The organism is Cellvibrio sp. ATLC23 (assembly GCF_057196725.1).
This window is the reverse complement of record NZ_JBXUOS010000017.1, coordinates 1-25,950: the sequence shown is the minus strand read 5'-3', so window position 1 is coordinate 25,950 and position 25,950 is coordinate 1. Positions and strand designations below refer to the sequence as shown.

Sequence of the window (25,950 nt, the reverse complement as noted above, 5' to 3'; positions counted from 1 at the left end):
CGGATGCTCATCGTGGAGCGGGATTCGATCCCAATAGGACTCCGAATACATTAGCGCAAACCACCTCATTGTCACAAAAGTGATTGCAACAATGAGGGGAACCATACATTTATATTAGCGAAAAAGCATTGATTAGCTCTCAGGTTGGAACGACTACAAATGAATTTTGGAGCTTAGGTAAATAATTTGCTTGGCTGTTTTTAGCTAATCTTCCCCTGGCATTACTGCTATCATTAATATGATTTATATTTAGCTTCACTATCGGAATACAGCAATGAGTAACTCCCCTGCAGGGCAACCCGCGCCAACCAAAGCCCTGCATATCACAACACCACTGCAACACAATGCACTTAAAGGATTTCTCCTTGCCGCCGCTGGATTATTTTTGTTCTCTTGCATGGACAGCACCACCAAATACCTGACCATTCATTACAACGTGCCATTTGTGGTGGCCATGCGCTACATCGTCCATTTTTTGTTGATGGTCATGATTCTGGCACCGCGCCACTCGGCTCAACTTATCCACACTCAGCGCACCGGGCTGGTGATTGCACGTGCTGTGGTGTTATGCATTGCTTCGCTATGCATGGGCATGGCACTGCACCGAATGCCGCTGGCAGAGACTACCGCAATCAACTTTCTCGCCCCCACACTCGTGGCACTATTGGCAGGCTCAATGCTGCAAGAAAAAATCGGCGCATGGGGTTGGGCGGCGATAGTGACGGGGTTTATCGGTGTATTGCTGATTGCTCGCCCTGGCGGAGGATTGGATGCGATAGGCATTATGTTTGCACTGGGGGCAGCAGCGGCCAATGCCACTTACCAATTGTTGTCCCGGCTGCTCGCCAGCACCGAAAAGGCCATCACGCTGCTGTTTTACACCGCGCTCATCGGCTCGATTATATTTGGTATCGCCCTACCCTGGTTTTGGGAAAACGACGCACCTAGCGCCTTAGAAGTGATATTGCTGTTAAGCATGGGGGTCAGCGGCGGGCTCGGCCACTACTTATTTACCCTAGCTTATCGCCACGCACCAGCCTCCATGTTGGCGCCCATGACTTATTTGCAATTAATCTGGGCGGGATTATTAGGCTGGATTGTGTTCGGCACCATTCCCGACAGCATGAGCTTGGTAGGCATGGCGATAGTAGCAGCGTCGGGTTTGATCATCGCGTTTAAATCACGTTTTAGCCGAGCCATACCGGTCAAGGCCGAAGCTGATCAACTTTGATACCAACACTATTCCAGCGAGTTACTAATACTCAAATCTGATGGCTTACACCGCCCCTTTGGGAGAATCAAGCAGTCACATTACTCGCTTTGCTGCAGCGCCCAATCGTATAAAAAATTCTTTTTTAGCCCGGTTAACTTGGCGCCGATACTGGCCGCTTGTTTGACCGGCAACTCATCTAACAACACTTTCATAATATGCATTTGTTCTGGTGTCATCGCCTCGTTTTCTTGCTTGGGTGCACCGTGCACCAACAGCACAATTTCGCCGCGCTGTTGGTTGCTATCACTTTCCACCCATGCGGCTAACTCACTGACTCTATTACCCTTTATTGTTTCAAATGTCTTGGTCAGTTCACGCGCCATCACCACTTCACGATCCGCGCCAAACACCTGCGCCATGTCTTGCAGGGTTTCCAGAATACGATGTGGCGCCTCATAAAAAATCAGCGTACGCGGGTCAGCAGCCAAGGATTGCAGTTGCGCACAGCGAGCGACTTGTTTGGCGGGCAAAAAACCTTCAAAGGCAAATCTGTCCGAGGGCAAACCGGCAGCACTTAAGGCGGCGATCATGGCGCAAGCGCCGGGAATCGGTACGATCTGGATACCCGCTTGGCGCGCCAAACGCACCAGACGATAACCTGGGTCAGATACCAATGGCGTTCCCGCATCTGAAATCAGCGCGATGGATTCGCCGCCCTGTAAGCGCGCGACCAACTGATCTACCCGCGTATCATCACTATGGTCGTGGTAGGCAATACAGGGAGTTTTGATATCAAAGTGGGACAACAGACGGGAACTGTGTCGCGTATCTTCAGCGGCAATCAGCGCTACTGTTTGTAGTGTTTCTACCGCTCGCGGTACCATATCGCCCAGATTGCCAATCGGGGTCGCCACGACATAAAGAATGCCTGGGTTTGAGGCTACTGTTGTCATACCGGACTCCGAAAAAATTAGGTTTCAAGCCAACTTACTGGCTCTAAATGTTGATTCTTCACTGCAGGTTCTACCGAGGTTTTCATGCCGATACGGCCATTGTTTAGCACTTTATCGACAAATTCATTGATTGCATTGGCGATCGCGACACTGACACTCAATCTTGCCAGTTGCGGTAACAATCCTACCCAACCCACCACCCGCAGCCAGACTCCAGCAAAAAGCCAACCAGCCAGCCTCAGCGCCAGCAAACTGCTAGCGATGGCTAATCAAGCGCAATCACCCGAGCGGGAGAGCCTGGTTTTGCAGGCGGCGCAGGTGTATATCGATGCGGGAAAATTCAGCCGTGCGCGCAATTTATTGGTCGATATAAATACCGATGAACTGCCCGACCAAGCCTATATCAAGCACACCGATTTGTTCAGCACAGTCGCGCTGCAGGAGGGTTCCAATTTTCTAGCGCACGGCATTCTAACCAAGCCGCGCTTGGAACAACAATGGCAAATCATGGAGCCGCAAACTGAAGTGGCATTGCGCGAAAAGCGCGCGCAGGTATTTGCGTTACTGGGCGAAGCACAAAACAGCGTTAACGAACGCATCCAACTCAGTGGCTTAATCGACAATAAAGTTCAGTATCAAGCCAATCAGGATTCCCTCTGGCAAAATCTGATGAGCATTCCATTTGCGGAGTTGCAACAACTCTCTGAAAACGAACATGGCCAAGCCGCACGCGGTTGGTACAACCTTGCGGCGATCAATAAAAATAATCAAATAGATTTGGAACAACAGCGCGAACAATTGCAGCAATGGTTGAGCATGTGGCGGCAGCATCCTGCGCACAACAACCTGCCCAGCGATTTGCGTTTACTGCAAAGCCTGATTGAACAACAACCGCGACAAGTTGCACTACTACTGCCGATGCAAGGCAAGCTCGCCGAAGCCGGTGAAGCAGTGCGCGATGGTTTTTTTGCTGCCTATTTTGAAGCCCTCGGCAATGGCCGCCAAACACCTGAAGTGCGCCAATACGATAGCAGTGTCGATGTGATTGCCGCCTATCAACAAGCTATAGCCGATGGCGCTGATCTGGTTATCGGCCCTATCGATAAAGAAAAAGTCACAGAAATAAGTTTGATGCCATCGCTGGAAATACCGGTGTTATCGCTCAATTATCCCGATACTCCACCAGCAGAACCGCTCAAAGGATTTTATCAATTTGGCTTAGCAGTTGAAGATGAAGCGCGACAAGTTGCACGTCAGGCATTTTTGGAAGGGCATCGCCAAGCAATGGTGATTATCCCCTCGCAAGAGTGGAGTGAACGCAGTGCACGCGCATTTGCCAATGAGTGGGAGCAATTGGGCGGCACAGTAGTAAACCGCACCCAATTTCAAGCCGGAGCCAATTACTCGCGCTTGGTAAAGGACGCAATGCAAATCGAACAGAGCCAAATTCGCACCCGTGAAATGCAAGCCTTATTGGGCATTCCGCTGCAGTCATCGCCGCGCAGCCGCAGCGATGTAGATATGATTTTTTTAATCGCCGATCCAGCGCAAGCGCGCCAAATTAAACCGACGTTTGCTTTTCACTACGCGGGAAAAATTCCAGTGTATGCCACAAGTCAAATTTACTCGGGGCAACCTAACCCTAAAGCAGATCGCGATTTAAACGGCGTTCGTTTTAATACTATGCCGTGGTTGTTTGATACTACCAGCAAAGAAAAACAAGCCGTTGCACAACACACAAAATCCGCTGCAGTGTATGGCCGTTTGCATGCATTGGGCGCAGATGCATTTCGCCTTTACGCACGCTTACCGCAATTGGAACAAGTACCCGATATGCGTATTTACGGCGCAACCGGCGCGTTGCATATGCTGAGTGACAGACGCATCGAGCGCGAGCAAATGTGGGTGAGATTTCGCAATGGCGAAGCTCAACCACTGCCCATGGTCATCAACCAAAATGACATTCAATATTAACGCAATACACATTGAGGATTAATGATGTTTACACGCAACAAGGATGATGCCGAACCTCACAACACCATTAGCATGGGAGCGCAAGCCGAAGCACAGGCTGAAGCCTTTTTACACCAGCAAGGTTTAATTACGCGCAGCAAAAACTACCGCTGCAAACTCGGTGAAATTGACCTGATCATGTTGCAAAAAACCGCGCAAGGGACCTGTATGGTATTTGTTGAAGTGCGCTTGCGTACCAACAAACGTTTTGCCCCAGCGGTAGAAACTGTCGATTATCGCAAACAGAAAAAAATCATTCGCACCGCCACTCGCTTTTTACAAGAGCACAAACTGTTTGATAAAGTCGCCTGTCGTTTTGATGTGGTAGCATTGGATCAAACCGGCACAGCGCCACCCATTCAATGGATTCAAAATGCATTTGGTGCCTGACGCGCAATCGCTCAGGCGCTCTGTTTTAGTCAGCTACACTAGCCTGTACAACAAGTAGAATTATTATGGATCAACGTGTTATCACCCTGTTTCATGAAAGTATTGAAGCAAAAATGCATGCCGGTGAAGAGCTTGCCCCGCTGATCGCGCAAGCGAGCCAGTTTATTGTGCAGGCACTACTCAACGAAAAAAAGATTCTCACCTGCGGCAACGGTATTTCCGCAGCACAAGCGCAAATTTTTACGGCCAGTCTCATCAATCGTTTTGAACAAGAGCGTCCGAGCCTGCCGTCCTTCAATTTAGGTGCGGACTTCACCACCCAAACTGCAATTGGTAGCGACTATAGCTTTAACGACATCTACGCCAAACAAATTCGCTCATTAGGTCAGCCTGGCGATGTGTTATTGCTGCTCACCAGCACCGGTAAAACGAGCAATTTATTGCAGGCGATTAGCGCCGCTCACGACAAAGAAATGCAAGTGATTGCACTGACCGCTGGCGACGGTGGTGATGTTGCCTCCCTACTCGACCGCGGTGACTTGGAACTTCGCGTTCCCTCTGTGGCCAAACCCCGTATTCATGAAGTGCACCTACTCAGTATTTTTTGTTTATGCGATCTAATCGACCAACAATTATTTGGAGGTTTCTAATGCCCAGCGCCAGCCCTATAACCCCCGCGATGATTCAACTGGGCAAAGTGCTGGCCATGGTGTTTGTAATTGCAGCAACGCTTACTGGCTGCGCCAAAATTATCACTGTCACGACCAGCGAACCAATTCAAATTAGCACCAACAAACGCACCCTCGGCACTAAAATTAATGATGAGCAACTGGAAACAATTGCGCGGGTTAATTTGAATAAAGCGAGCCAGCAGCTTGAAGATGCACACATCAATATAGACAGCTTTAATGGCATCATTTTATTAACCGGCCAAGCCCCCACTGAACAACTGCGTATGCTCGCAGGTGAAACTGTGGGTAAAATAAACTCCGTGCGACAAGTGCATAACGAACTCACTGTTGGTCCTGCCGCTTACCTTAAAGCGCGCAGCAAAGACAGTTGGATTACCACCAAAATAAAAACCAAATTAGTCGTCAGCAGTATTCAAAGCCGCCGCATTTTGATTACTACCGAAGCGCAGACGGTATTTTTAATGGGTTTAGTGTCGCGTTATGAAGCAGATCGCATTACCAAAGTCGTGCAAAATACCGCTGGGGTAAAACAAGTCGTCAAAGTGTTTGAATACGTCGATTGATTTGCGTTTCAGACCCACAGCATCACGCCGCCAGCCTAACTAGCGCCAGACCGCTATCTCTAACCTCTGGCATTATTTTCACATCCTGCTAGTATCCTGCACGCAAGCGTTTTTTATTTCCCCCCAACTCAAAGGAAACATCCATGATCTCTACCATCATTTTTATCGTGATTATTGCTGTATTGGTGTTCTACGTGATTGGGGTTTACAACCAATTGGTTGCCTTAAAAAACCGCTTTGAAAACGCGTTTTCGCAAATCGAAGTACAGTTAAAACGCCGCTATGACTTAATTCCCAACCTGATCGAAACCGCAAAAGGCTATATCAAACACGAGCGCGAGACACTTGAAGCGGTAATCAGCGCGCGCAATCAAGCAATGAATGGTTTGCAAGCAGCAGCAGCCAACCCAGGTAGCGCAGTTGCGATGAGCGATCTCGCCGGTGCGGAGAGTTTGCTGACCAGTGCTATGGGGCGATTAAATGTGGTGATGGAAGCCTACCCGGATTTAAAAGCCTCACAAAATATGATGCAGGTATCCGAAGAACTTACCAGCACAGAAAATAAAATCGCCTTCGCACGCCAAGCGTTTAACGATGCAGTCACCAGTTATAACACTTACAAACAAAGTTTCCCGCCAGTGGTGTTCGCGAAAAGTTTTGGCCACAGTGAAGATGCAAGCCTTTTGGTATTTGCCGACAGCGCCGAGATCCAAGCGGCTCCCAAAGTTCAATTTTAACTGTGTACGATAAAAGTCTTCCTTCTATATATAGAAGGAAGACTTTTAATACCAAACCTATAATACCAACACCTCCCGCCAAGTCTTCCTTCTTTATATAAAGTCTTTTCTCACTTTTCATTGATAGGTTGAGCGCATGAATTTTTTCGAACATCAGGATCGCGCCAGACGCAAAACCCATCACCTGATTTTGCTGCTAATCTTGGCTGTGTTTACCCTCATCGCCATTACGACTTTATTGTTTGCGGCCTTTGTTTATTTTGGTCAGGAACAAAACTCCATCAATGCCAATGGAACAACACCGGGCGTGTGGCAGGGAATTATTCACGCACTCAGTTTTGAAACCTTTCTCTGGATTGCGCTGAGTGTTAGCAGCGTGGTGTTTATCGGCAGTTTATTTCGCTTTTTCCAACTGCGCGCTGGCGGCCAAGCAATCGCCGAAGCCTTGGGCGGTCATCTGTTATCAGGCAATACTCAAGATGCCGACGAGCGCAAAATACTGAACGTAGTTGAAGAAATGGCAATTGCTTCTGGCGCGGCGGTCCCGCCAGTTTTCCTGATTGAAGATGATGCAATTAACGCATTTGCCGCAGGCTATCACCCCCAGGATGCCGTCATAGGTATTACTCGCGGCTGCATCCATGCATTAAGTCGCGATGAGTTACAGGGTGTCATTGCCCATGAGTTTAGCCATATTTATCACGGTGACATGCGCATCAATATGCGATTGATTGCCCTCTTGCACGGCATTTTAGTAATCGGTTTGATCGGCGAATTTTTAATGCGCAGTGCGAGCAATCGCAGCATTCGTCGCTCCAGTAAAGATAACTCCCCCGCCGCGCTTCTGGCGCTAGGCTTAGGTTTATTAGCGGTTGGTTACAGCGGAATCTTTTTTGGCAACTTGATTAAAGCTGCCGTGAGCCGCCAGCGTGAATTTCTCGCCGATGCCTCTGCCGTGCAATTTACTCGCAACCCCGATGGCATAGCGGGCGCGCTGAAAAAAATCGGTGGCAGCAGCAGCGGCTCACAATTACAGAATGAACATGCCGCTGAATTCAGCCATATGTATTTTGGGCAGGGGGTAAAATCGTTTTTCAATTTAATGGCGACACATCCGCCACTTGAAGATCGCATTAAACGCATTATCCCGAACTGGGATGGCGAATTTACACAGGTGAGTAATATAAGAAGCAAGACTTCATTTGGCGAATCCGGCGCAATGGGTTTTAGCTCTGGAGAAACTACAGCCGATAAAGCATCTAACGACGCAGCCATTGATGTAGATGCAACCCTGAATCAGATTGCACAACCCAGCCAACCCCAAATCGAATATGCACGCGAGCGCATCGCCGAAATACCGCCGTATTTAAAAGCTGCAACCCAAGAACCCTTCAGCGCACGCGGAATCATTTTTGGATTATTGCTGGATCGCCACAGCGAATTGCGCCAGCAGCAACTCACATTGCTGAGCGAACATTTATCGCCAGCCGATGTAAATGGCTTAACACATATAGTCACCAGCGCTGCCGATGTGGATGCAAGCCTGCGCCTGCCCTTAATCGAATTGTGTTTAAGTGCACTAAAACAGTTGTCGGCAGATCAGCAAAATACGTTTATGAATTGTGTGCACTTATTAATTCGCGCCGACAATAAAGTCAGCCTGATGGAATGGGCGATTTATCGCATAGTGCTGCACAACACCCGCACTCACACCCAACAAATTCGCAAACAAAATTTGCGCGACCTGCAAAATGAATGTCAATTATTGCTCTCACTGCTCGCCTTCGCGGGTGCAGCAAGTGAGGCAGAAGCCAAGGCAGCATTTTCCCAAGCTGCTGCTATCCTGAATTTTCCCGAGCTTGAACTTTTACCGCGCAACCAGATTAAACTGCCACTTGCCGATACCGCACTGGAACAACTAAACCGCATCAAACCGCTGCAAAAGCCACAATTATTGAAAGCCATGAGCCAATGTATTTTGCATGATGGCAAGGTATCAACTATCGAGGCAGAGGTGTTTCGCGCAATCGCCGATAGCCTCGACTGCCCCATACCGCCACTCATTCCCCGAATGAATCAGTAAGTGTGTATTTGCAAGCAAACGCTCTACAACAATGAGGGTCTGACCGGTTATAATGCGCCGCACTTAATTCGCAATACTTAATTTGCACCCCTAAAGAACTTCGCCAACCAAACTGAGGTACTCGCCTTGCAACTGGACAACGCATCTGTAGCGCAATTGCGCGAATGGGAAAGCCAACTGACTGAACAATATCAGGCTATCCTCGCCAAAAAACTCAACCTGGATTTAACTCGCGGTAAACCCTCGGCAGAGCAATTGAATCTGTCAGATGAACTGGATGGTTTGTTGAAGGGCAACTACATCGCTGCTGACGGCACCGATACCCGCAACTACGGCGGCCTCGACGGTTTGCCCGAAGCCAAACAATTGGGCGCTAATATCATGGGTGTTGAACCAGCCAACGTATTGGTAGGCGGCAGCTCCAGTTTGACCCTGATGTTCCAAATGATGCTGACCGCTTATCAATTCGGCTTGAAGGATGCTGCAAGCGCCTGGAAAAACGAAGGCGAAGTAAAGTTTATCTGCCCAGTTCCCGGTTATGACCGCCACTACACCGTGTGCGAGCAACTCGGCATCAAGATGATCAATGTGCCCATGACCTCTACCGGCCCGGATATGGATGCGGTTGAAACATTGCTCAAAGCCGACAAGTCCATTAAAGGCATGTGGTGTGTACCCAAATACTCTAACCCTACCGGTGTGGTGTATAGCGATGAAACTGTTGAGCGCATCGCCAAACTCGGCCAAATCGCCAGTGCTAACTTCCGTGTCTTCTGGGACAACGCCTACTCAGTTCACGACCTGACCGCCAACGCACCACAGCTGGCAAGCATCCTAGAAGCAACTCGTCGCAACGGCACTGAAGATTCAGTTGTGCAATTTGCATCAACCTCAAAAATCACTCACGCCGGTTCAGGTGTTGCTTTTGTTGCTGCTAGCGCCGCCAACCTTGCCGGTTTCAAAAAGTTTTTGAACAGCTGCACTATTGGCCCGGACAAAGTAAATCAAATCCGCCACACTCGCTTGCTGCCAAACAAAGAAGCATTGATGGCACATATGGGTAAACACGCCGCATTGTTGAATCCACGTTTTGATGCAGTACTCACAGCATTAAGCAAAGCATTCGATGGCACTGATTTAGGCGCATGGGAAAAACCCGTTGGCGGTTATTTTGTTTCTTTTGATACACGCAAAAATTGCGCAAAAGAAACAGTTCGCCTCGCAGCAGAAGCAGGCGTGAAATTAACACCTGCAGGTGCAACCTATCCCTACGGCAAAGACCCTGAAGATCGCAATATTCGTATCGCACCTTCAGTACCCACAGTGCCTGAAGTTGTTGGCGCAATGGAAGTATTCGTAACCTGCGTAAAATTGGCATCGGTAAAACAGCAACTAGCCAGCATCAGCTAATTGCCCACAGCTAATCGCCAAATAACAAAAAGCCGCTTTTACAGCGGCTTTTTGCTTTATTGCTTATATATTATTGCCCTGCAAGTCACAGCAGTTCAGCTTTACTTCAGCACCCCGGCCTCACAACAATCAGTTCTAACAAATCGCGATTAATTCCAAAACACTTGGCGCATCTTTTTGAATCCTTTCTATACTCCAATTAACCAGCAGTTAATTACTAATGGCGCTATCAATTCATTTGTTTAACTATTTATGGATCCGATGCGTATTAACTATTGGTTATGACTGTAAGAAATAGTGTTCAACCCTTTTCTCTGCGCGTTTCGCCACAGGAGATATAAGTATGGGTGTTGCTGCTACTGTAGAAAAATATTTAAAAGCAAAACAAATCAACTTCACGCTACTGGAACACGATTATTGTGAAGGGTCATACAACACTGCACGTGTTGCCCGAATCGATGATCACTGCCTTGCCAAAGGCGTACTGTTACGTGATGAAGATTTCCATTACACACTTTGTATATTGCCAACGCGCAATAAGATCCTCCGCCACACGCTGAACCAAATTTTTGATCGTCACATGGAGCTAGTTGATGAAGAGGAGTTGATTGAAATATTTAAAGACTGCGCCGAAGGGGCAATCCCCGCATTAGGTGAGGCCTATGGCCTTGACGTAATTTGGGACGAGGAGCTGCTGGGCGTGGAAGAAATTTATATCGAAGCAGGTGACCATCGCCATCTTATCCGCCTGAAACAACCCGACTTTGTCCAATTGATGCAAAACAAGCTACACGATCACTTCAGTGCTGAACGCACCCGGTTTAGCACCCTCCCCAAGAAATACATACGCCACGAATACGAACTTTAGTTACACAACAACCAATTGACGAGCATAAAAAAACCGCCTGTCACCAGGCGGTTTTTCATGGCATAGAGTCAACCATTAGTCCTTCATAGGCACCAATACCACGCTAGGTGCATTCGCGGCACGGGCAGCATCGGCAACCGTCACATAAACGCCGGTATTAGCCGCACCACTTGCCTGAATAATTACAGCAGCTTTGGGCAACTCAGCGCGCAAACGTTCAATGTTGGAGCGCACAGCGCGAACGTCAATACGACGCTCACCCTCTTTCTCCAACAGCCAAATTTGATCATCAGCAGAGATGCGCACCAGAATATTGGGATCTGCATTTGGTGGCGGCTCATTAGGGTTTGGCTCAGGGACATTAGGGTTAATCCCGATCTCCTTTACAAAAGATGCCGTCACAATAAAGAAGATCAACATAATGAACACCACATCGAGCATGGGCGTCAGGTCAATCTCATTAGTATCATCGCCAGCACGGTTCTTTTTTCTGCGGCTCACTGTGGGAACTCCTCGTGTTATGTAGAACGTTATAATAAGTCTGGGGGGGTAAAGCATGAATTCTAGCAGTTTTGCTAAAGCAAAAACCAACCCTTTGTCCGGCCAGCACAGTGAATTTACGTGAAATATTCAGGCCACTCAAGCTGCAAGCTCACTTATTGACCAAACAATGAGCATCCCTTCAAAACAAGCCCAAACGTCAAAAACCAGTCACCCCTACACGAGGGGCGCAAAGAGAAGGCGCCCAGCTCATTACTTTAGTTAGCATCCCTAAATAGATCTAGTCTACAGCGAATAAGCCGCCAATATTAATCCCCATGTCAGCGGCAAAGGGCTCATGGCGCAACAAAGTTTTTCCCACACACAGGCATCAGACCTAAAACTGTTACCCAGCGCACCAAAAAATAATTTGCTGCATTCACTTGGTAAAAAGCATTGCACTACACAAGCTCCCTCGCGAAACAATATTGAGCCGAAACATCAAAATTAGAAACATTGGAGCCAATCAAGTACGCAACGGTTCCTATCGCAACACGAGCGCACTGCCAGATCGAATTTCTCTTCACCTTAACAACGCCACACCTGTTGCAATTTCATTGAACAACATAACGTCTGACCTTGCTGCAATAAAAGTTCATTCACCTAACCTCATTTACCGCAAAGCTCTCATCCTCACAATGCCCGATTGCATGAGCATTTAGCATCGCGGCCATCACGTCAAATAAATATAGTTTGAGTTAAGCAGCCAACGCTAAGCCAAACTTAACGCCGAAGCGATGCCCCCCTAACACTCCCGTTGACAGCAAACCATTTGCACAACAAAACATATCCACCAAAAAAACCAGCCAACATTCGCTACAAATACCTCTGCTCTTATAGCAATTCATGTGGAATTGCCCTAAAGACGATTTTCGTTATCTCAATGCTAGATAAATCAACTTATGCATGGCTCGAACGGCAAAAATACAAAGCTATCTGACAATGCAATCTGAAATTATGCATAAACAACATCCCACCACCTGAAACACGCACCTAAACCATTTCCGATAACGGTCGAATTAATATTTACTCAGTGGGTTTACATTAAGTTACGGACCTATCTCACTTAGCAATAACATGCCTGAACCGCATTCCAAACAAAAAATACAATAGCCATTTAGAACCTCAACACAACCTGAAAAAGCTTTAAAAATATCGCACGAAAATAAATGTTGCCCTTTGCAACAACAAAAAAGAACCGAGGTTGTATGACTAAAATTTTCTAATACAGAACGAAACAACCATAAAAACTTTCCCGAATTTTCAGGAAAAGACATTTTTTCACTTAAATTCATCAAAAAAGCACATTTTTATTGACTATTTAACGCAAAAAACTTGAATTTTTTTAATAAAGTTTTAACTTATACATGTTGGACTTTTTAATCCATTTATCGACTTTTCGAAAACTATAAAGGAAGCACACCATGGCTGCACGTAAACAAACCGCTGTTAATACTGTTGCAAGTTTAGAACAGCAATTGGCTCAACTGAAAGCGCAACTGACAAAAGCTCGCGCAGCTCAAGCGGCTGATGCCGGTAAAGCTGTTGCAGGTTTGGTAAAAGATGCGGCAAAAGCAACTGCTGCATTGAAAGCTGCGCAAAGTAAATTGGCTGCCGCTGCCAAGAAAAAAACCCCAGCCGCTGCGAAACAAGTTGCTGCTGCCAAGGCAGTTGTTGCTTCTGCTAAGAAAGAAGCTGCTGCTGCTAAAGCAAAAGTTGTTACTGCCAAGAAAGAAGCTGCTGCTGCTAAAGCTGCTGCCAAACTTGCTGCGGCTCATGACAAAGCAGTTGCAAAAGCAGAAGCTGCTGTTGCTAAACGCGCGAAAGCATCAGCTAAGAAAGCTGCTGCAAAAAGCAAAGTAGCTGAGAAAAAAGCGGCTGCTAAAGCCAAGTTAGCAGCTAAGAAAGCTGCTACCAAAGCTAAATTAGCTGCTAAGAAACAAGCTGTTAAAGCTAAAGCTGCCGCTAAGAAAGCTGCTTTAAAAACCAAAGCTGCCGCTAAGAAAGCTGCAGCTAAAGCTAAAATCGCTGCCAAAAAAGCTGCAATTAAAGCAAAAGCTGCCGCCAAGAAAACTGCAGCTAAAGCTAAAGTTGCCGCAAAAAAGCCAACCGCTAAGAAAGTTGCTGTAAAAAAAGTAGCTACTAAAAAGCCAGTTGCTAAGAAAGCAGCAGCCAAAAAGCCAGCTGCTAAGAAAGTTGCTGTAAAAAAAGTAGCCGCTAAAAAGCCAGCTGGTACCGCACCAGCTAAACGTGGCCGCAAGCCAAAAGCTGCTGCTCCTGTAGCTGCCGCTTAATTCCAAGCACCAATAAAAAAGGCACCTTCGGGTGCCTTTTTTATTGTTAGTGCTACACAAAGAAAAGCTATGGAACTGAATTCTCCTGCAACACCATTTGATTAAATACATATGCATACATTATCAGGCGCTGCTCATTTGACTGGCTCACGAACTCCAAGCCATAACTAACCAACGCTCCATCTGCAAGATTATCCGTCGGATCAACACGAGACCGAATCACGCCAATTAAGGTTAGCTCTTGCCTTACGTCGCGAATGCTCACCTGCGCTTTCAACTCAAGTGTATCCCCAATTTCGGCAATGTCGTCACCCAATTCTATTCTGGTGCCACTGATACTCATATCAGATATAAAACCAGACACTTTTGTTTTTCCCTCGCTGCTAATATTGGTAACGTCAATTTTTTCGCGGACAGCAACACGGGTCGCACCACGAATCCCCTTAAAGGTTACGGCGTCAGGGTAACTAAGATGCAAAATTGGGTATGGATCTTGGGTTTGACTCTCAACAGCACCAGCAAAAACGCCAATACCATTATCAATCATAAAGCGTACAACTAATTTCTGCCCCGCCCGGAACTTAATTAGTTTTCCGGCCTGCTTAGGCACTGAGAGTAAGACGCTTCGCCCAGGCAAACATCCAATCAAACGGCAAGAAAAGCGCTCGATTTGCCCTGCCACAGCAGCAGTTTGCAATTGCAATGGGTAACCATAGGTGAGTTTGAGTTCTTCAAATTTCATCGCTGCAACTACGCCAATTATTAAGTTGTTATTTGAAGCAGTGTAGCAGCAGATGACAGGATTGCTGTAATAGCGAGGAACAGTTGCTAATCTAGTGCTCAGACTCTGATATATGTCGGTTTTGATTTAAGGTTTCTGCCGATAACACACCGAACTCTTTATTCCATTCCAGCAGCAGCGATGCCAAGGCTTGGGATTGTTCATGTAGCGACACCAACTCTTCCAATGTGTCCTTGGGGCCAATATATAACTTTATTTGTCGATGCTTATTGGCCAACTCATGCTGTAAATGCTGGGATCGATAAACTTCTAGCTTCCAGCGTAGATTGTGCGCGGTATTACGATAGTAAGTGAGCTTGGTTTGCCGAGATATTGGGGACACAGAGTTTAATGGTCCAAACACATTGAAATCCAATGCTAGCACCATCGACTCTTTCGCGGCCGGGTCAGCAATTACCGTTGCCGTCCGCGCTTGCCCCATCAGTTGCGCCAAATCCCCAAACACTTCTCCCGGTGTCACATAGTTTATCAAGTCACCTTGTAATGCCTGATCCACATAAACCGCTAATTTTCCTTTGAGTAAAAAATAGAGCCAATTACCCGTATCGCCTTTTTGCAGAACAATTTCTCCAGGAACAAAGGAAACAATACGCGAAGCTTGCAGCAACAATTCAAATTGCTTCAAGTCCTGCTGCCTAACAGATTTAAAGAATGGGATACCCGATAATAAGTGTTCTAACGTCTCTCTAGGTACCTTATGCAGAGGTTTCGTTTCCATCATCTACTCGTAATATATGTTTTTATTAATGCCCCTGAGGCAAACAGGCTGGCATGAGTTTTCCCGTCTCAAAAACTCCTGCAGGTATGATACTACTGAAAATTCATATAACAACTATAAGTCAAATTATCACTGATGTACGCTCCAGTGCTTTTTTTCTATATGATATCTGGGTTGTACCATCAACATTCAGCCTAAAGACTGGACAATAAACTAAACTAAAACCACAAAGTCCCTAAAAGTATAGAGAGTAGCAAGACTATGCGCTTCAACCATCTATTCCGAGTTCTCACCAGTATCGTATTACTTATGTTATGCCAGATCGCCCGTGCCGAGCCCATGCTCAATGGTATTGGCGTGCATCAGGAGTTGGGCCAAGAAGTATTTATTGGCGCACTCTATTCTGAATCACTCAGTAATGATGCAGAGACACTAATGAACAGTGCCCAACCTATGCGCATGGAGTTAAAAATTGTTGCTCCAGATGGATTGACCACCCGCCGCTTTAGCCGCATGTGGATCGAAGGTATGGCAGTGAACAGCAAGGTAGATGTACTCACTGCTCAGGCTGACAACATGGTGAAGTTTGATGGCTTATTTAAAGGCCGCTTCCAAAAAAATGATTTCATTAGCTTTACTAACAACCCAGGCAAAGGCGTGGATGTCACCGTCAACGGTGTTCTGCTTGGCAATATTGGCGACAACGAATTTTTTTCCATGCTTTTGTCGACCTGGATAGGAAAGATTCCTCTGTCTTCTGATTATCGCGACAGCTTGCTCAAAGTCGGTGATGTGGATGCAGGTTTACGCGGCCGTTACAGTGCTATGTCGACAACTGCAGCACGTACGGCAGAAATTAAAGCCTGGACCGGCACTCAAGTTGAAGTAAAAACTGCAGAGGCCTCTTCAGCTAAGTCTTCAGCAAAAGCGAAAACAGAAACTGCTGTAGTAGCAAAGCCCGAAGTACCCAAGTTTGATGTACCGACTATTGAAAAACCAACGTTGAACATCCCTATTCCAACCACTCAAGCAGAAAAAGCCTCATCTGTTGCAACTGTGGCAGCAACCAGCAGTGCCGCCGCGAAACCAGTTGCTGCAACCCTAGCGGAAGAAGATGAAGAGGAAGGCCCCGCATTAACCGCGCAAACATTATTAGCTCGTCAATTTTATGTTTCAGATGCCATCAAAAAAATTCGTAGCAAAACCAGATACCCACAGCGAGCATTGGATCGAGGGCAAGCAGGAAGCTTGCGGGTTGCAATTGTGATCGATCGTCAAGGCAACGTGCTTAGCTCCAATCTTTTGGAGAGCAGTAAGTTTGACATGCTAAACAAAGAAGCCCTTGATGCAATTCAACGCTCAGCGCCGTTCCCTCCATTACCGGTAGAAATAGCAGGTGCGAGATTCGAGTTTACTGTACCCATGCGCTGGGCATTACCAGAATAGATGTTCACAGCTCTTCGCAGAGCAAAATCGCATGTGTAAAAAAGCCACCCAATGCGGTGGCTTTTTTATGATATCGAGTTAACTGCAAGGCTTAGCTCAACTGCCGCAAGCGCTGGTCGATTACCTTATGAATCCCGTTGCGCTCCAATGTCGAATGTTCAATTAAGCGATCCACATGGATTGCATGCAAATGTAAACATGGGGTTGAGGCATCTAACTCACGCAAATCCCCTTTCATCAACACCGGCAAAAAGGGTTTATGGGGTGGCAGCTTTTGACGAACAATACTCAAGCCCATTTGCAGCGGTACCGCGCGATACTTAACAGTGCCACTGCGAAAAGGAATGCGCAAAAACAAACAGGGGCGAGATTGATAGACGCCGGGGATAATTTCCATCCCTGTGGGTGTCACCGCATTAGAAGGTATGCCGTTAAACGTATCGTGCGGCATATAAGGATTAGGCAAAATCACCAACTTTCTATCTTCTTCTTTAGGAAAAAAAATATTGTAGTTAGTGTAGAGTTGATCTACCGAGCTGGAATAAACACAGAGTTTGTTTTCAAACCCCATAACAAAATCCACCGCACGCTGGCGTTGGTTAAAGGCATCCAGATCCCAAATAAGATCCTTATTATCGGAAGTTGCGGTCAAGGCAGAACCTGTTTTGATTAATAATGAATAGGCTGAGTATAGCTGAGTAGACTCTCGCTAACACTCACCTTAGCAATCCAGCGCGTTGACTTCTTCCAGAATCCAGCGAATTTGTGCCAAGCCCTTCTCGCTTAACAAAAAACCAGTGCGGGTGTGGCCAAGATATTCCTTTTCATCTATAGCGACGCAAGCATCGCGAAATGGCTCTAGCTCAGGGCAGTGACGAAAGGACGAGGATAAAAAAATCGCCCAGTCGTTTTCACTTGCCTGCCCCACCAAAATGTTTTGCAGGAGCCGTATCAAGTCTGCCCGGCTCATTTGGTAGTGCGGTGTTTTTACCCAAAGCAAAACACCTATTACACCTAGAAATACTACCAATGTGCCAATAAACACTAGCATAAATATTAATGCTCGCGAGTTGCCCGGAAGACCACCTCGGGGTGACGCTCTTGAGTGAGCGATAAGTTCACCCGCGATGGCGCGAGATAAGTGAGATGACCGCCGCCATCCAATGCCAAATTTTCAGCACACTTACGTTTAAACTCTTCCAGTTTTTTGAAGTCGGTACAATCGCACCAGCGCGCGGTGGTCACATTCACCGGCTCATAAATCGCTTCAACTTTGTATTCATCTTTCAACCGGTAAGCAACCACCTCAAACTGCAGCACACCAACCGCCCCCACAACAATGTCATTGTTATTAACTGGGAAAAATACTTGCGTAGATCCCTCTTCTGACAACTGCTGCAAACCTTTTTGCAACTGTTTCATTTTAAGCGGATCTTTCAGGCGTATACGGCGAAATAATTCTGGCGCGAAGTGCGGAATACCAGTGAATTTCAAACCTTCACCTTCAGTAAAAGTATCGCCAATTTGAATCGTACCGTGATTGTGCAGGCCGATAATATCCCCCGCAATTGCCTCTTCGACCGCACTGCGATCGCCCGCCATAAAGGTCACCGCATCGGCGATTTTTACATCCTTGCCCAAACGCACGTGCTTCATTTTCATGCCCTGCGAATAGGTGCCGGAACAGATACGCATAAAGGCAATACGGTCGCGATGTTTAGGGTCCATGTTGGCCTGGATTTTAAACACAAATCCGCTAAATTTTTCTTCACTCGGTTCAACAACACGCTCATGGGTAGCGCGCGCGCGCGGTGTTGGCGCCCACTCGACAAAACCATCGAGCATTTCGCGCACACCAAAGTTACCCAAGGCCGTACCAAAAAATACCGGCGTCATTCGCCCGGCAAGATATTCTTCTAAATCAAATTGATTAGTTGCACCGCGCACAAAATCAATTTGGTCGCGCACATCCTGCGCATAGGAGCCCAACAATTTAGTCGCTTCATCGCTATCCAAACCTTTAATTTGGATATCATCGGGAATGGTGTGCCCCATACCCTGCTGATAAACGTGAATGACATCGGTGTAAAAATTGTAAACGCCGACAAATTCTTTGCCGCTGCCCAAGGGCCAGTTAATCGGTGCAGCAGTGATTTTTAATACACTTTCAATTTCATCGAGCAACTCAACGGCATCGCGGCTTTCGCGATCCATTTTGTTGATGAAAGTTAAAATTGGCGTGTCGCGCAGACGGCACACTTCCATCAATTTGATGGTGCGATCTTCAACACCTTTGGCGCCGTCGATCATCATCAATACCGAGTCCACTGCAGTGAGTGTGCGATAAGTATCTTCCGAGAAATCTTCATGGCCGGGGGTATCGAGCAAATTGACGATGCGGTCTTTGTAGGGAAACTGCATCACCGATGAGGTTACCGAAATTCCACGCTCTTGCTCCATGGTCATCCAGTCTGATTTGGCATGGGGGCCGCGTTTGCCCTTAACCGAACCGGCTAATTGAATGGCATTACCCCACAACAATAACTTTTCCGTCACCGTGGTTTTACCGGCATCCGGGTGGGAAATAATCGCAAAGGTGCGACGCTTGGCAAGCTCAGCAGTTAAATTAATCATAAAAATATCGCGTTAAAAGACAAAGAATAAAAAGATGAAAAGAAAAGTGCGGGAATTATACCCTGCGGGCGCTCACTTAGTGGCTAACGCCGGGGGAGAATTATTAGCGTACTATGGCTCGGCAGAAGCCGTCTGCTGCTGAATATGCTTGCGCAGCCACAACCATGCCCAGAGGCCGAGCAAAAAATTAGCCAGTGCAGTGGCGATGAAAAGACCCGTGATGCCCCACCAATACTGCCCCAACCATGCGAGCGGTAGATACACGTAAAGTACCCGTCCGGCCGAGATAATCATCGCCGGCCAAGGATGACCTAATCCATTAAACGCGGCATTAACAGCCATCACCAAACCATAGGCGCCGTAGCTGATTGGCACAATCATTAAATAGGTTGCAGTGATGGTAACTACTTCGGCGTGACCGCCAAACACTCCGGCGATTTCGGCTCCAAACACACCAAGAATTAATGCCAACAACAAACCAAATACCAAACAAAAAACCGTGAGCACTCGCAGCGCGTCATATAGCCGCTCTAATTTGCCTGCGCCAAAGTTTTGCCCGAAAAAAGGCCCGACCACACCGGAGAGCGCATAAAACACAATTAACGCCAGCGGCTCGATACGCATAGCAATACCCAATGCGGCCACCGCATCTGTGCCATAAGCCGCTACCATCGCGACCACAATCGCGCTCGCAAAGGGAATAATTACATTGGCAACCATTGCGGGTAGCCCGACTTCTACAATCGTCATCCAAGAATGTTTTAACTTTTCCCAGGGCAAAAATGGATTGACCAGCATATGTACGCGCGCGTGCAAAATATACAGCGCCACCACCAGCATCAATACCCGAGTAATTAGAGTGGCCAGCGCCGCGCCCTGTAATCCCAATTCGGGAAAGCCAAACAGGCCAAAAATCAAAATAGGATCGAGCATCACATTCAGTAATGCAGCGCCACCCATTAAATACCCTTGCACCTGACTCATTCCCATTGCACGCAGCGCCGACAAACACACCATGGGCACCAGTAAACAGGGCGCACTGAAATACCAAATAGACATGTAAGAGCGAATCAATGGAATTAAATCCGGCGTTGCGCCCAATGCAAAAAACAGTGGTTCGAGAGTGAGCCAGCCCAGTAAACAGACGCTGGCGGAAATGATAAAGGTCAGGCTCATGGCATCAGTAGCGAGCCGGCGCGCCTTGTTCGAATCACCCTCGCCGATTGCTCTGGCTACCGCCGATGAAGTGCCCGCCCCCAAGCCAATCCCTAAGCTGGTGAGCACCATAATCACAGGAAAGGTAAAGCTGAGCGCGGCGAGCGGTTCACGCCCTAACTGAGCGATAAAAAAAGTTTCTATCGCATTGAGCGACATGGTCGCCATCAAGCCCCAAACCAGTGGCAACGCGAGGATTTTTAGCTGTTCAGAGACCCGTCCTTCGGTGAGAGTTGCTTGTAAGGGGGTTGCCATAAACACTGCCGGATGTTGTAACCAGAAAAATATGATCAAAAAACGGCGTGCAGTATACACCAGTCCCCTCACCGCGCCCTGCCCAAGCAATAACCAAGCGCGACAATGTGTCGCACCGCCGATATGGTTGATTAACGGTTTACGTCATCTCAGTTCGCTATAATCACATACTAATCCCTGCTGACGTATCGGTTGCTAATGCCTAAGAAAAACATCATCAATCCTCCTTTTACACTGGCCGATCACGCGCAGCATCTGGGCTACTGGGTGATTATCCGCACACTGATTTTGATTTGCCTTGGCATTGCGGTGGTAATTTTTTTGTGGGATGGCACGGTCAATCTACCGTTTAGCGAAATTCTTACCGCGCTAGTGATTTTAACCGGCGTCAATCTGCTTACGTTTATGCGCCTCCGCAAACCCTTGCCAGTCGCCCCGCTGGAATTTTTTATCCAGCTATTGGTGGATTTAGGCTGCTTAAGCGGCGTGTTTTATTTTAGTGGCGGCGCGAACAATCCTTTTGTGTCTTATTTTCTGGTGCCTATTTGTATTTGCGCGGCAACCTTGAGTGGCACTTACACCCTGGCGATTGCTGGCGTGAGTGTGTTGAGTTATTCGCTGTTATTATTTTTTCACATCCCTTTGCCAATCCTCTCGCCACACCATCATCAAGCCGACAACTCTATCAACCTGCATGTGATGGGCATGTGGTTGAACTTTTTTATCAGCGCCTGTTTGATTACCTATTTTATTGTGAAAATGGCACGCGACCTGCGCGCTCAAGAAGCGCAATTAAATCGCTGGCGTGAAGATCAGTTACGCGATGAGCAGGTCATGGCAGTTGCCACTCTCGCGGCGGGAACTGCCCATGAACTGGGCACCCCTTTATCAACCATGAAACTTTTGCTTAGCGAATTGCGCACTGAATACCAGCAATTGGAGCCGCTGCAAAACGACTTAAAACTTTTACAAAACCAGGTAAATCAGTGCGCTAACACCTTGCGCGAATTAGTCGCTACTGCAGAACACACTAAAGATGGACAATTGCCTAGCGAACAAATTGATATTTACTGCACGAGCGTAATTGAACGCTGGAAAATTATGCGCCCGGATGTGATTGCCCGTATTCATTTTGCTGATCACAACACCAACGCCGATATTTGCGCGCAGTTTCATCCCACTATCGCGCAGGCCATTGTTAATTTGTTAAACAATGCTGCCGATGCCAGCCCGCAAGAGATCGAGATTGAGATCAATTGGGACGAACAACAACTTATCTGGATAATTAAAGATATGGGTGCAGGTATTGCTGAAGAAGTCACCGCTCATCTCGGAAAATCGTTTATCTCCACCAAAACCAAAGGGCTAGGTATTGGTTTGCTGCTCACGCAAGCGACGATTAATCGCTATGGTGGCACTGTATCACTTCACAATCGAACACCGCGCGGCACCATTACAAAACTCACTTTACCCATCATGCGTGGGACATCTATTGAGCCAGATACACTATGAGTACGACCACCACAGATTTTCTAATTATCGATGACGACCCTACTCTGGCGGGCATGCTTGAGCGCGTATTGCAAAGACGCGGCTTTTCAACACAATCGGGCAGCAATGCAGCTCAGGCACTACAATTAACAAGCAACACTGTATTTACACGGGCAATTATCGATTTAAAACTGGGTAATGATTCCGGCTTACAACTAATTCGCGAATTAAAATTACGTCAGCCCGATATGGCAATTGTGATGTTGACTGGCTACTCCAGTATTTCAACCGCCGTAGAAGCGGTAAAACTGGGCGCAGTAAATTATTTGTGCAAACCGGCGGATGCCGATGAAATTCTGGCGGCCTTCGGCGAACAAAAATCATCGACCACCACCGAGACGACCTACGCTCCGCTCTCGATTGATCGCTTAGAGTGGGAACACATACAAAAAATACTGCGGGAAAATGATGGCAATATCTCAGCCACCGCGAGAGCGCTAGGTATGCATCGCCGCACACTGCAACGCAAATTACACAAGCGGCCGGTAAAACAATAACAAGATAAGCTGTCTACAAAAGCTGTCGCGCCATCAAGATGGCATCTTCGTGGCCATTTGCTGTTGGATAATAATTTTTGCGCTGGCCGACTTCAAAAAAATCTTCACGCTCATAAAGTGCAATCGCCTTACGGTTAGATCTACGCACTTCCAGAAATAACATGTCCGCTTTTTCTTTTACGCAATTCACCGCATGAGATAGCAAGATTTGACCTATTCCTTTGCGCTGATAATTAGGCGCAACAGAAATATTCAATAACTCTGCATCACCACCGCCATGGGTAACAACCACATAACCCACTAAAATACCCTTATGTTCTGCCAACCAACACTTTTGCCTGCCATTCAAACAATCTTCAAAACTGGATTGTCGCCACGGGTGTGAATGCGCACTGCGCTCCAACAGCATTACTTGCGGAATATCCACAGCGGTAATTAGGCGAAAATCTAGTGTCATGCCCGTATAGGTTTCGCACACCAGAGAAAGATCTTCAGTCATGACATTAACTTCAAAATAAGCAGCAATTGATGCAGGAGTAAATTATGGCAAACAAGCCCATAACTTGGATTTTTGCGCGGGATTTTGTAGCAACTGATTAAGGCTAGGTAAAATCAACGCCTGTAGCGGTAAATCGTTGATAGATTGAATTGTCCAACATACTGCTGACCAATCACAGTCAGGTTCCAACCAGTAACGCGCAGCATTATCGCCCATTAACCATAGTGTCTGAATAGGTCGCAATTCATTTTCTACCGCAAGCCAGGTCTGCAATTCATTGCGCGCATCCTCTTCTGTGCGCGATACAAAGCGATTTTCAATCATCGGCCAGCGTAAAGTCTCTTCCGCCAGTGTAAATTGACTCGCTTTTAAATGAGCGCGCAAAAGATTATTGAGCAGTAATTCTGTCGGCAATGCCAAGGCCGTATTTCGAGTATCGACAATTAAAAAACCCGCTTGCGGCCGATACACACTCAGTGAAAAAGGTTGGACGACAGGCGCTTTTTTTTCTTCTAACTGCTGCAGAATCGCCGCCGCATTGATTGCTAAAGGCGCTTTTTTGGGTTCTTTTATATCGACAATCGTCGTTAATAACTCAGAGGCCGAATTATTACTTTCTATACGGCAATCAATTGCAGTCGTCATAGAAGGCGCTATTGTTGCCACTGGATCGACGACAGGAATATCAAACACCGGCATCATACAGGCAACAGATACAGGTGCAGAAGGCAATAACCAGCGCGGGGCATAGTTTTCTATGCCGAGCGCAGATAAGTAAGCTTGCCGCTGCAACTCATTCATAATCAGCTCAGATGCCGTCGCGCTGCGGATGCGCTTTAGCCGCATGTGCACTGAGCAAATTAAGCGCATGCAAATAAGCTTTTGCTGATGCAGTGACAATATCCGTATCAGCACCAACCCCATTTACAATTTGACCATCGTGCTCCAAGCGCACGGTTACATCACCCAACGAATCAGTGCCTTGAGTAATCGCATTCACTGAGTAGAGTTTTAAATTCGAACCACTCTTGACCAAACTTTCGATCGCTTTAAACGTCGCATCAACCGGACCCGAACCAATCGCTTCAGCCGCTACAGATTTACCATCAATTTTTACTTCGACTCTTGCGCGAGGGCTCTGGCCAGTTTTACACACCACTTCCATCTCACCCAACTCATATACATCCACCACAGTGTGAGAATGGGTATGACTGACGAGTGACTGTAGGTCTTCATCAAAAATTTCGTGTTTTTTATCGGCCAAATCTTTAAATTTTACAAAAGCAGCATTGAGTGCATCGTTATCCGCAAAACTAATACCCAGCGCTTCAAACCTCGCCTTGACTGCAGCACGACCAGAGTGTTTGCCTAACACTAATTTATTGGTGTTCCAGCCCACATCTTCTGCACGCATAATTTCATAGGTTTCACGATGCTTTAAAATGCCGTCCTGATGAATACCTGATTCGTGTGCAAATGCGTTTGCACCAACAATGGCTTTATTAGGCTGCACTGGGAAACCGGTAATACTGGACACCAAGCGCGATGTAGGAACAATGTGGCTAATATCAATTTGTGTCTCAACAGGCATTAAATCTTTGCGTGTTTTAACTGCCATTACAATTTCTTCCAATGCAGCATTCCCAGCACGCTCACCCAAGCCATTAATTGTGCACTCAACTTGTCGCGCACCGTGCATGACCGCAGAAAGTGAATTTGCTACGGCCAGACCGAGATCGTTATGACAATGGGTGGAAAAAATTGCTTTATCTGAATTGGGGATCGCCTCGATCAAACGGCGAAATAACAATCCATATTCGCCAGGCTCACCGTAACCGACCGTATCCGGTAAATTAATAGTGCGCGCACCGGCATTAATAACCGATTCAATGATGCGACACATAAAATCAAATTCGGAACGGCTGGCATCTTCGAGAGAAAACTCAACATCATCGGTAAATTGACGCGCTAATTTAATCGCCGCAACTGCCTGCTCCAATACTTTGGGCGGCTCCATTTGCAGCTTGTATTTCATATGAATTGGAGAGGTTGCGATAAACGTATGAATACGGCCTGAGTTTGCAGGTTTAATCGCTTCACCCGCGCGCTCTATATCACCCTTAACTGCACGCGCCAAACTGCAAACCGTTGAGTCTTTAATCACTTCAGCAACAGCTCGCACTGACTCAAAGTCGCCTTGGCTGGCAATTGCAAATCCCGCCTCGATGACATCGACATGCATCTTCTCTAACATCTTTGCAATGCGCACTTTCTCGTCGCGCGTCATCGACGCACCGGGGCTTTGCTCGCCATCACGCAAAGTTGTATCAAAAATTAAAAGTTTATCTTTTTGAGTCATCGCTACTTACTCGAGAGAAATTTTGGTAATTATAGATGAATACAAAAGCAATAAGTATTAACGAGAGCTCAATCGGCCCGGTAGGTACATTTCAAAGGAAATAAAACAAGAGCTAAAAATAAACCCAACTTAAAAGCAATAAATTTTCGAAAAGCGAAAATCAAAAAAAAACGCCCTGCAGATAATTCTACAGGGCGTTTTTAGTATTAGAAGCTTGA

24 protein-coding genes are annotated in these 25,950 nt (G+C 46.9%); 13 read left to right on the top strand and 11 right to left on the bottom strand.

Annotation, left to right across the window (positions count from 1 at the left end; genetic code table 11):
- Nucleotides 1-274: 274 nt before the first annotated feature.
- Nucleotides 275-1,231, top strand: a complete 957-nt coding sequence (locus AC2CG4_RS19790) for a DMT family transporter (protein WP_484487908.1) — start codon at nucleotides 275-277, stop codon at nucleotides 1,229-1,231.
- An 80-nt stretch (nucleotides 1,232-1,311) separates the two neighbouring features.
- Here AC2CG4_RS19790 and rsmI read toward each other — a convergent pair whose 3' ends face one another.
- Nucleotides 1,312-2,166, bottom strand: a complete 855-nt coding sequence (gene rsmI / locus AC2CG4_RS19785) for a 16S rRNA (cytidine(1402)-2'-O)-methyltransferase (RefSeq protein WP_484487907.1) — start codon at nucleotides 2,164-2,166, stop codon at nucleotides 1,312-1,314.
- 84 nt (nucleotides 2,167-2,250) lie between these two features.
- On the opposite strand from rsmI, the gene AC2CG4_RS19780 reads away from it, so the two are divergent.
- The 8 genes from AC2CG4_RS19780 to AC2CG4_RS19745 all read left to right on the top strand — a co-directional run bounded on the left by AC2CG4_RS19780 (nucleotide 2,251) and on the right by AC2CG4_RS19745 (nucleotide 10,922).
- Nucleotides 2,251-4,140, top strand: coding sequence for a penicillin-binding protein activator (locus AC2CG4_RS19780; protein WP_484487906.1), 1,890 nt, complete (start codon nucleotides 2,251-2,253; stop codon nucleotides 4,138-4,140).
- Nucleotides 4,141-4,164: 24 nt separating this feature from the next.
- Entirely contained in the window at nucleotides 4,165-4,569 is a 405-nt protein-coding gene (locus AC2CG4_RS19775; RefSeq protein ID WP_484487905.1) for a YraN family protein, read from the top strand.
- Nucleotides 4,570-4,634: 65 nt separating this feature from the next.
- Nucleotides 4,635-5,219, top strand: coding sequence for an SIS domain-containing protein (locus AC2CG4_RS19770; protein ID WP_484487904.1), 585 nt, complete (start codon nucleotides 4,635-4,637; stop codon nucleotides 5,217-5,219).
- On the top strand, nucleotides 5,219-5,824 hold the full coding sequence (locus tag AC2CG4_RS19765; protein WP_484487903.1) for a BON domain-containing protein: 606 nt from the start codon (nucleotides 5,219-5,221) through the stop codon (nucleotides 5,822-5,824). The genes AC2CG4_RS19770 and AC2CG4_RS19765 overlap by 1 nt, the downstream gene beginning before the upstream one ends.
- Before the next feature lie 143 nt (nucleotides 5,825-5,967).
- Complete coding sequence (locus tag AC2CG4_RS19760; protein WP_484487902.1) at nucleotides 5,968-6,561, top strand: LemA family protein; 594 nt, start codon at nucleotides 5,968-5,970, stop codon at nucleotides 6,559-6,561.
- 136 nt (nucleotides 6,562-6,697) lie between these two features.
- On the top strand, nucleotides 6,698-8,644 hold the full coding sequence (locus AC2CG4_RS19755) for a M48 family metallopeptidase (protein ID WP_484487901.1): 1,947 nt from the start codon (nucleotides 6,698-6,700) through the stop codon (nucleotides 8,642-8,644).
- 126 nt (nucleotides 8,645-8,770) lie between these two features.
- Nucleotides 8,771-10,054 (top strand): aspartate aminotransferase type Ic, encoded by a 1,284-nt coding sequence (locus AC2CG4_RS19750; RefSeq protein WP_484487900.1) that lies wholly within the window; start codon nucleotides 8,771-8,773, stop codon nucleotides 10,052-10,054.
- 343 nt (nucleotides 10,055-10,397) lie between these two features.
- Complete coding sequence (locus tag AC2CG4_RS19745) at nucleotides 10,398-10,922, top strand: aminoacyl-tRNA deacylase (protein ID WP_062060246.1); 525 nt, start codon at nucleotides 10,398-10,400, stop codon at nucleotides 10,920-10,922.
- Nucleotides 10,923-10,997: 75 nt separating this feature from the next.
- Here the strand turns inward: AC2CG4_RS19745 and AC2CG4_RS19740 are convergent, their stop codons facing one another.
- Nucleotides 10,998-11,423, bottom strand: coding sequence for an ExbD/TolR family protein (locus tag AC2CG4_RS19740; protein WP_484487899.1), 426 nt, complete (start codon nucleotides 11,421-11,423; stop codon nucleotides 10,998-11,000).
- Between the two features lie 1,463 nt (nucleotides 11,424-12,886).
- Here AC2CG4_RS19740 and AC2CG4_RS19735 point away from each other — a divergent pair.
- Nucleotides 12,887-13,756 carry a hypothetical protein gene (locus AC2CG4_RS19735; RefSeq protein WP_484487898.1) on the top strand — a complete coding sequence of 290 codons (870 nt, stop codon included), beginning with the start codon at nucleotides 12,887-12,889 and terminating at the stop codon, nucleotides 13,754-13,756.
- Between the two features lie 67 nt (nucleotides 13,757-13,823).
- On the opposite strand, the gene AC2CG4_RS19730 is transcribed toward AC2CG4_RS19735, so the two are convergent.
- Nucleotides 13,824-14,498, bottom strand: a complete 675-nt coding sequence (locus AC2CG4_RS19730) for a flagellar brake protein (RefSeq protein WP_484487897.1) — start codon at nucleotides 14,496-14,498, stop codon at nucleotides 13,824-13,826.
- A gap of 91 nt (nucleotides 14,499-14,589) precedes the next feature.
- Complete coding sequence (locus AC2CG4_RS19725) at nucleotides 14,590-15,276, bottom strand: cyclic nucleotide-binding domain-containing protein (protein WP_484487896.1); 687 nt, start codon at nucleotides 15,274-15,276, stop codon at nucleotides 14,590-14,592.
- A gap of 309 nt (nucleotides 15,277-15,585) precedes the next feature.
- Between AC2CG4_RS19725 and AC2CG4_RS19720 the strand changes: the two genes are divergently transcribed.
- Complete coding sequence (locus AC2CG4_RS19720) at nucleotides 15,586-16,722, top strand: TonB family protein (protein ID WP_484487895.1); 1,137 nt, start codon at nucleotides 15,586-15,588, stop codon at nucleotides 16,720-16,722.
- 91 nt (nucleotides 16,723-16,813) lie between these two features.
- Here the strand turns inward: AC2CG4_RS19720 and AC2CG4_RS19715 are convergent, their stop codons facing one another.
- The 4 genes from AC2CG4_RS19715 to AC2CG4_RS19700 form a co-directional block, all read right to left on the bottom strand.
- Nucleotides 16,814-17,374 carry a hypothetical protein gene (locus AC2CG4_RS19715; protein WP_484487894.1) on the bottom strand — a complete coding sequence of 187 codons (561 nt, stop codon included), beginning with the start codon at nucleotides 17,372-17,374 and terminating at the stop codon, nucleotides 16,814-16,816.
- A 69-nt stretch (nucleotides 17,375-17,443) separates the two neighbouring features.
- On the bottom strand, nucleotides 17,444-17,773 hold the full coding sequence (locus AC2CG4_RS19710) for a hypothetical protein (RefSeq protein WP_484487893.1): 330 nt from the start codon (nucleotides 17,771-17,773) through the stop codon (nucleotides 17,444-17,446).
- 5 nt (nucleotides 17,774-17,778) lie between these two features.
- On the bottom strand, nucleotides 17,779-19,356 hold the full coding sequence (locus tag AC2CG4_RS19705; RefSeq protein WP_484487892.1) for a peptide chain release factor 3: 1,578 nt from the start codon (nucleotides 19,354-19,356) through the stop codon (nucleotides 17,779-17,781).
- A gap of 111 nt (nucleotides 19,357-19,467) precedes the next feature.
- Nucleotides 19,468-20,826: an MATE family efflux transporter gene (locus AC2CG4_RS19700; protein ID WP_484487891.1), complete on the bottom strand. Its 1,359-nt coding sequence runs from the start codon at nucleotides 20,824-20,826 to the stop codon at nucleotides 19,468-19,470.
- 198 nt (nucleotides 20,827-21,024) lie between these two features.
- On the opposite strand from AC2CG4_RS19700, the gene AC2CG4_RS19695 reads away from it, so the two are divergent.
- Both AC2CG4_RS19695 and AC2CG4_RS19690 read left to right on the top strand, forming a co-directional pair.
- The gene (locus AC2CG4_RS19695; protein WP_484487890.1) at nucleotides 21,025-22,338 is read left to right on the top strand and encodes an ATP-binding protein; all 1,314 of its coding nucleotides are present in this window, start codon (nucleotides 21,025-21,027) and stop codon (nucleotides 22,336-22,338) included.
- A complete protein-coding gene (locus AC2CG4_RS19690) occupies nucleotides 22,335-22,874 on the top strand; it encodes a response regulator transcription factor (protein WP_484487889.1) in 540 nt (179 codons plus the stop codon). Before AC2CG4_RS19695 ends, AC2CG4_RS19690 begins: the two co-directional genes overlap by 4 nt.
- A gap of 13 nt (nucleotides 22,875-22,887) precedes the next feature.
- On the opposite strand, the gene rimI is transcribed toward AC2CG4_RS19690, so the two are convergent.
- From rimI to AC2CG4_RS19675, 3 genes are read right to left on the bottom strand one after another with little or no spacing between them, the layout of a single operon-like run.
- Nucleotides 22,888-23,373: a ribosomal protein S18-alanine N-acetyltransferase gene (gene rimI, locus AC2CG4_RS19685; RefSeq protein WP_484487888.1), complete on the bottom strand. Its 486-nt coding sequence runs from the start codon at nucleotides 23,371-23,373 to the stop codon at nucleotides 22,888-22,890.
- Between the two features lie 42 nt (nucleotides 23,374-23,415).
- A complete protein-coding gene (locus AC2CG4_RS19680; protein ID WP_484487887.1) occupies nucleotides 23,416-24,174 on the bottom strand; it encodes a hypothetical protein in 759 nt (252 codons plus the stop codon).
- Between the two features lie 7 nt (nucleotides 24,175-24,181).
- On the bottom strand, nucleotides 24,182-25,732 hold the full coding sequence (locus tag AC2CG4_RS19675) for a 2-isopropylmalate synthase (protein ID WP_484487886.1): 1,551 nt from the start codon (nucleotides 25,730-25,732) through the stop codon (nucleotides 24,182-24,184).
- Nucleotides 25,733-25,950: the final 218 nt, after the last annotated feature.

Coding starts and splice junctions, on each gene's coding strand:
- AC2CG4_RS19790 (WP_484487908.1), top strand. CDS start 275: ATGAGTAACTCCCCTGCAGGGCAACCCGCGCCAACCAAAGCCCTGCAT.
- rsmI (WP_484487907.1), bottom strand. CDS start 2,166: ATGACAACAGTAGCCTCAAACCCAGGCATTCTTTATGTCGTGGCGACC.
- AC2CG4_RS19780 (WP_484487906.1), top strand. CDS start 2,251: ATGCCGATACGGCCATTGTTTAGCACTTTATCGACAAATTCATTGATT.
- AC2CG4_RS19775 (WP_484487905.1), top strand. CDS start 4,165: ATGTTTACACGCAACAAGGATGATGCCGAACCTCACAACACCATTAGC.
- AC2CG4_RS19770 (WP_484487904.1), top strand. CDS start 4,635: ATGGATCAACGTGTTATCACCCTGTTTCATGAAAGTATTGAAGCAAAA.
- AC2CG4_RS19765 (WP_484487903.1), top strand. CDS start 5,219: ATGCCCAGCGCCAGCCCTATAACCCCCGCGATGATTCAACTGGGCAAA.
- AC2CG4_RS19760 (WP_484487902.1), top strand. CDS start 5,968: ATGATCTCTACCATCATTTTTATCGTGATTATTGCTGTATTGGTGTTC.
- AC2CG4_RS19755 (WP_484487901.1), top strand. CDS start 6,698: ATGAATTTTTTCGAACATCAGGATCGCGCCAGACGCAAAACCCATCAC.
- AC2CG4_RS19745 (WP_062060246.1), top strand. CDS start 10,398: ATGGGTGTTGCTGCTACTGTAGAAAAATATTTAAAAGCAAAACAAATC.
- AC2CG4_RS19735 (WP_484487898.1), top strand. CDS start 12,887: ATGGCTGCACGTAAACAAACCGCTGTTAATACTGTTGCAAGTTTAGAA.
- AC2CG4_RS19730 (WP_484487897.1), bottom strand. CDS start 14,498: ATGAAATTTGAAGAACTCAAACTCACCTATGGTTACCCATTGCAATTG.
- AC2CG4_RS19725 (WP_484487896.1), bottom strand. CDS start 15,276: ATGGAAACGAAACCTCTGCATAAGGTACCTAGAGAGACGTTAGAACAC.
- AC2CG4_RS19720 (WP_484487895.1), top strand. CDS start 15,586: ATGTTATGCCAGATCGCCCGTGCCGAGCCCATGCTCAATGGTATTGGC.
- AC2CG4_RS19710 (WP_484487893.1), bottom strand. CDS start 17,773: ATGCTAGTGTTTATTGGCACATTGGTAGTATTTCTAGGTGTAATAGGT.
- AC2CG4_RS19705 (WP_484487892.1), bottom strand. CDS start 19,356: ATGATTAATTTAACTGCTGAGCTTGCCAAGCGTCGCACCTTTGCGATT.
- AC2CG4_RS19700 (WP_484487891.1), bottom strand. CDS start 20,826: ATGGCAACCCCCTTACAAGCAACTCTCACCGAAGGACGGGTCTCTGAA.
- AC2CG4_RS19695 (WP_484487890.1), top strand. CDS start 21,025: ATGCCTAAGAAAAACATCATCAATCCTCCTTTTACACTGGCCGATCAC.
- AC2CG4_RS19690 (WP_484487889.1), top strand. CDS start 22,335: ATGAGTACGACCACCACAGATTTTCTAATTATCGATGACGACCCTACT.
- rimI (WP_484487888.1), bottom strand. CDS start 23,373: ATGACTGAAGATCTTTCTCTGGTGTGCGAAACCTATACGGGCATGACA.
- AC2CG4_RS19680 (WP_484487887.1), bottom strand. CDS start 24,174: ATGAATGAGTTGCAGCGGCAAGCTTACTTATCTGCGCTCGGCATAGAA.
- AC2CG4_RS19675 (WP_484487886.1), bottom strand. CDS start 25,732: ATGACTCAAAAAGATAAACTTTTAATTTTTGATACAACTTTGCGTGAT.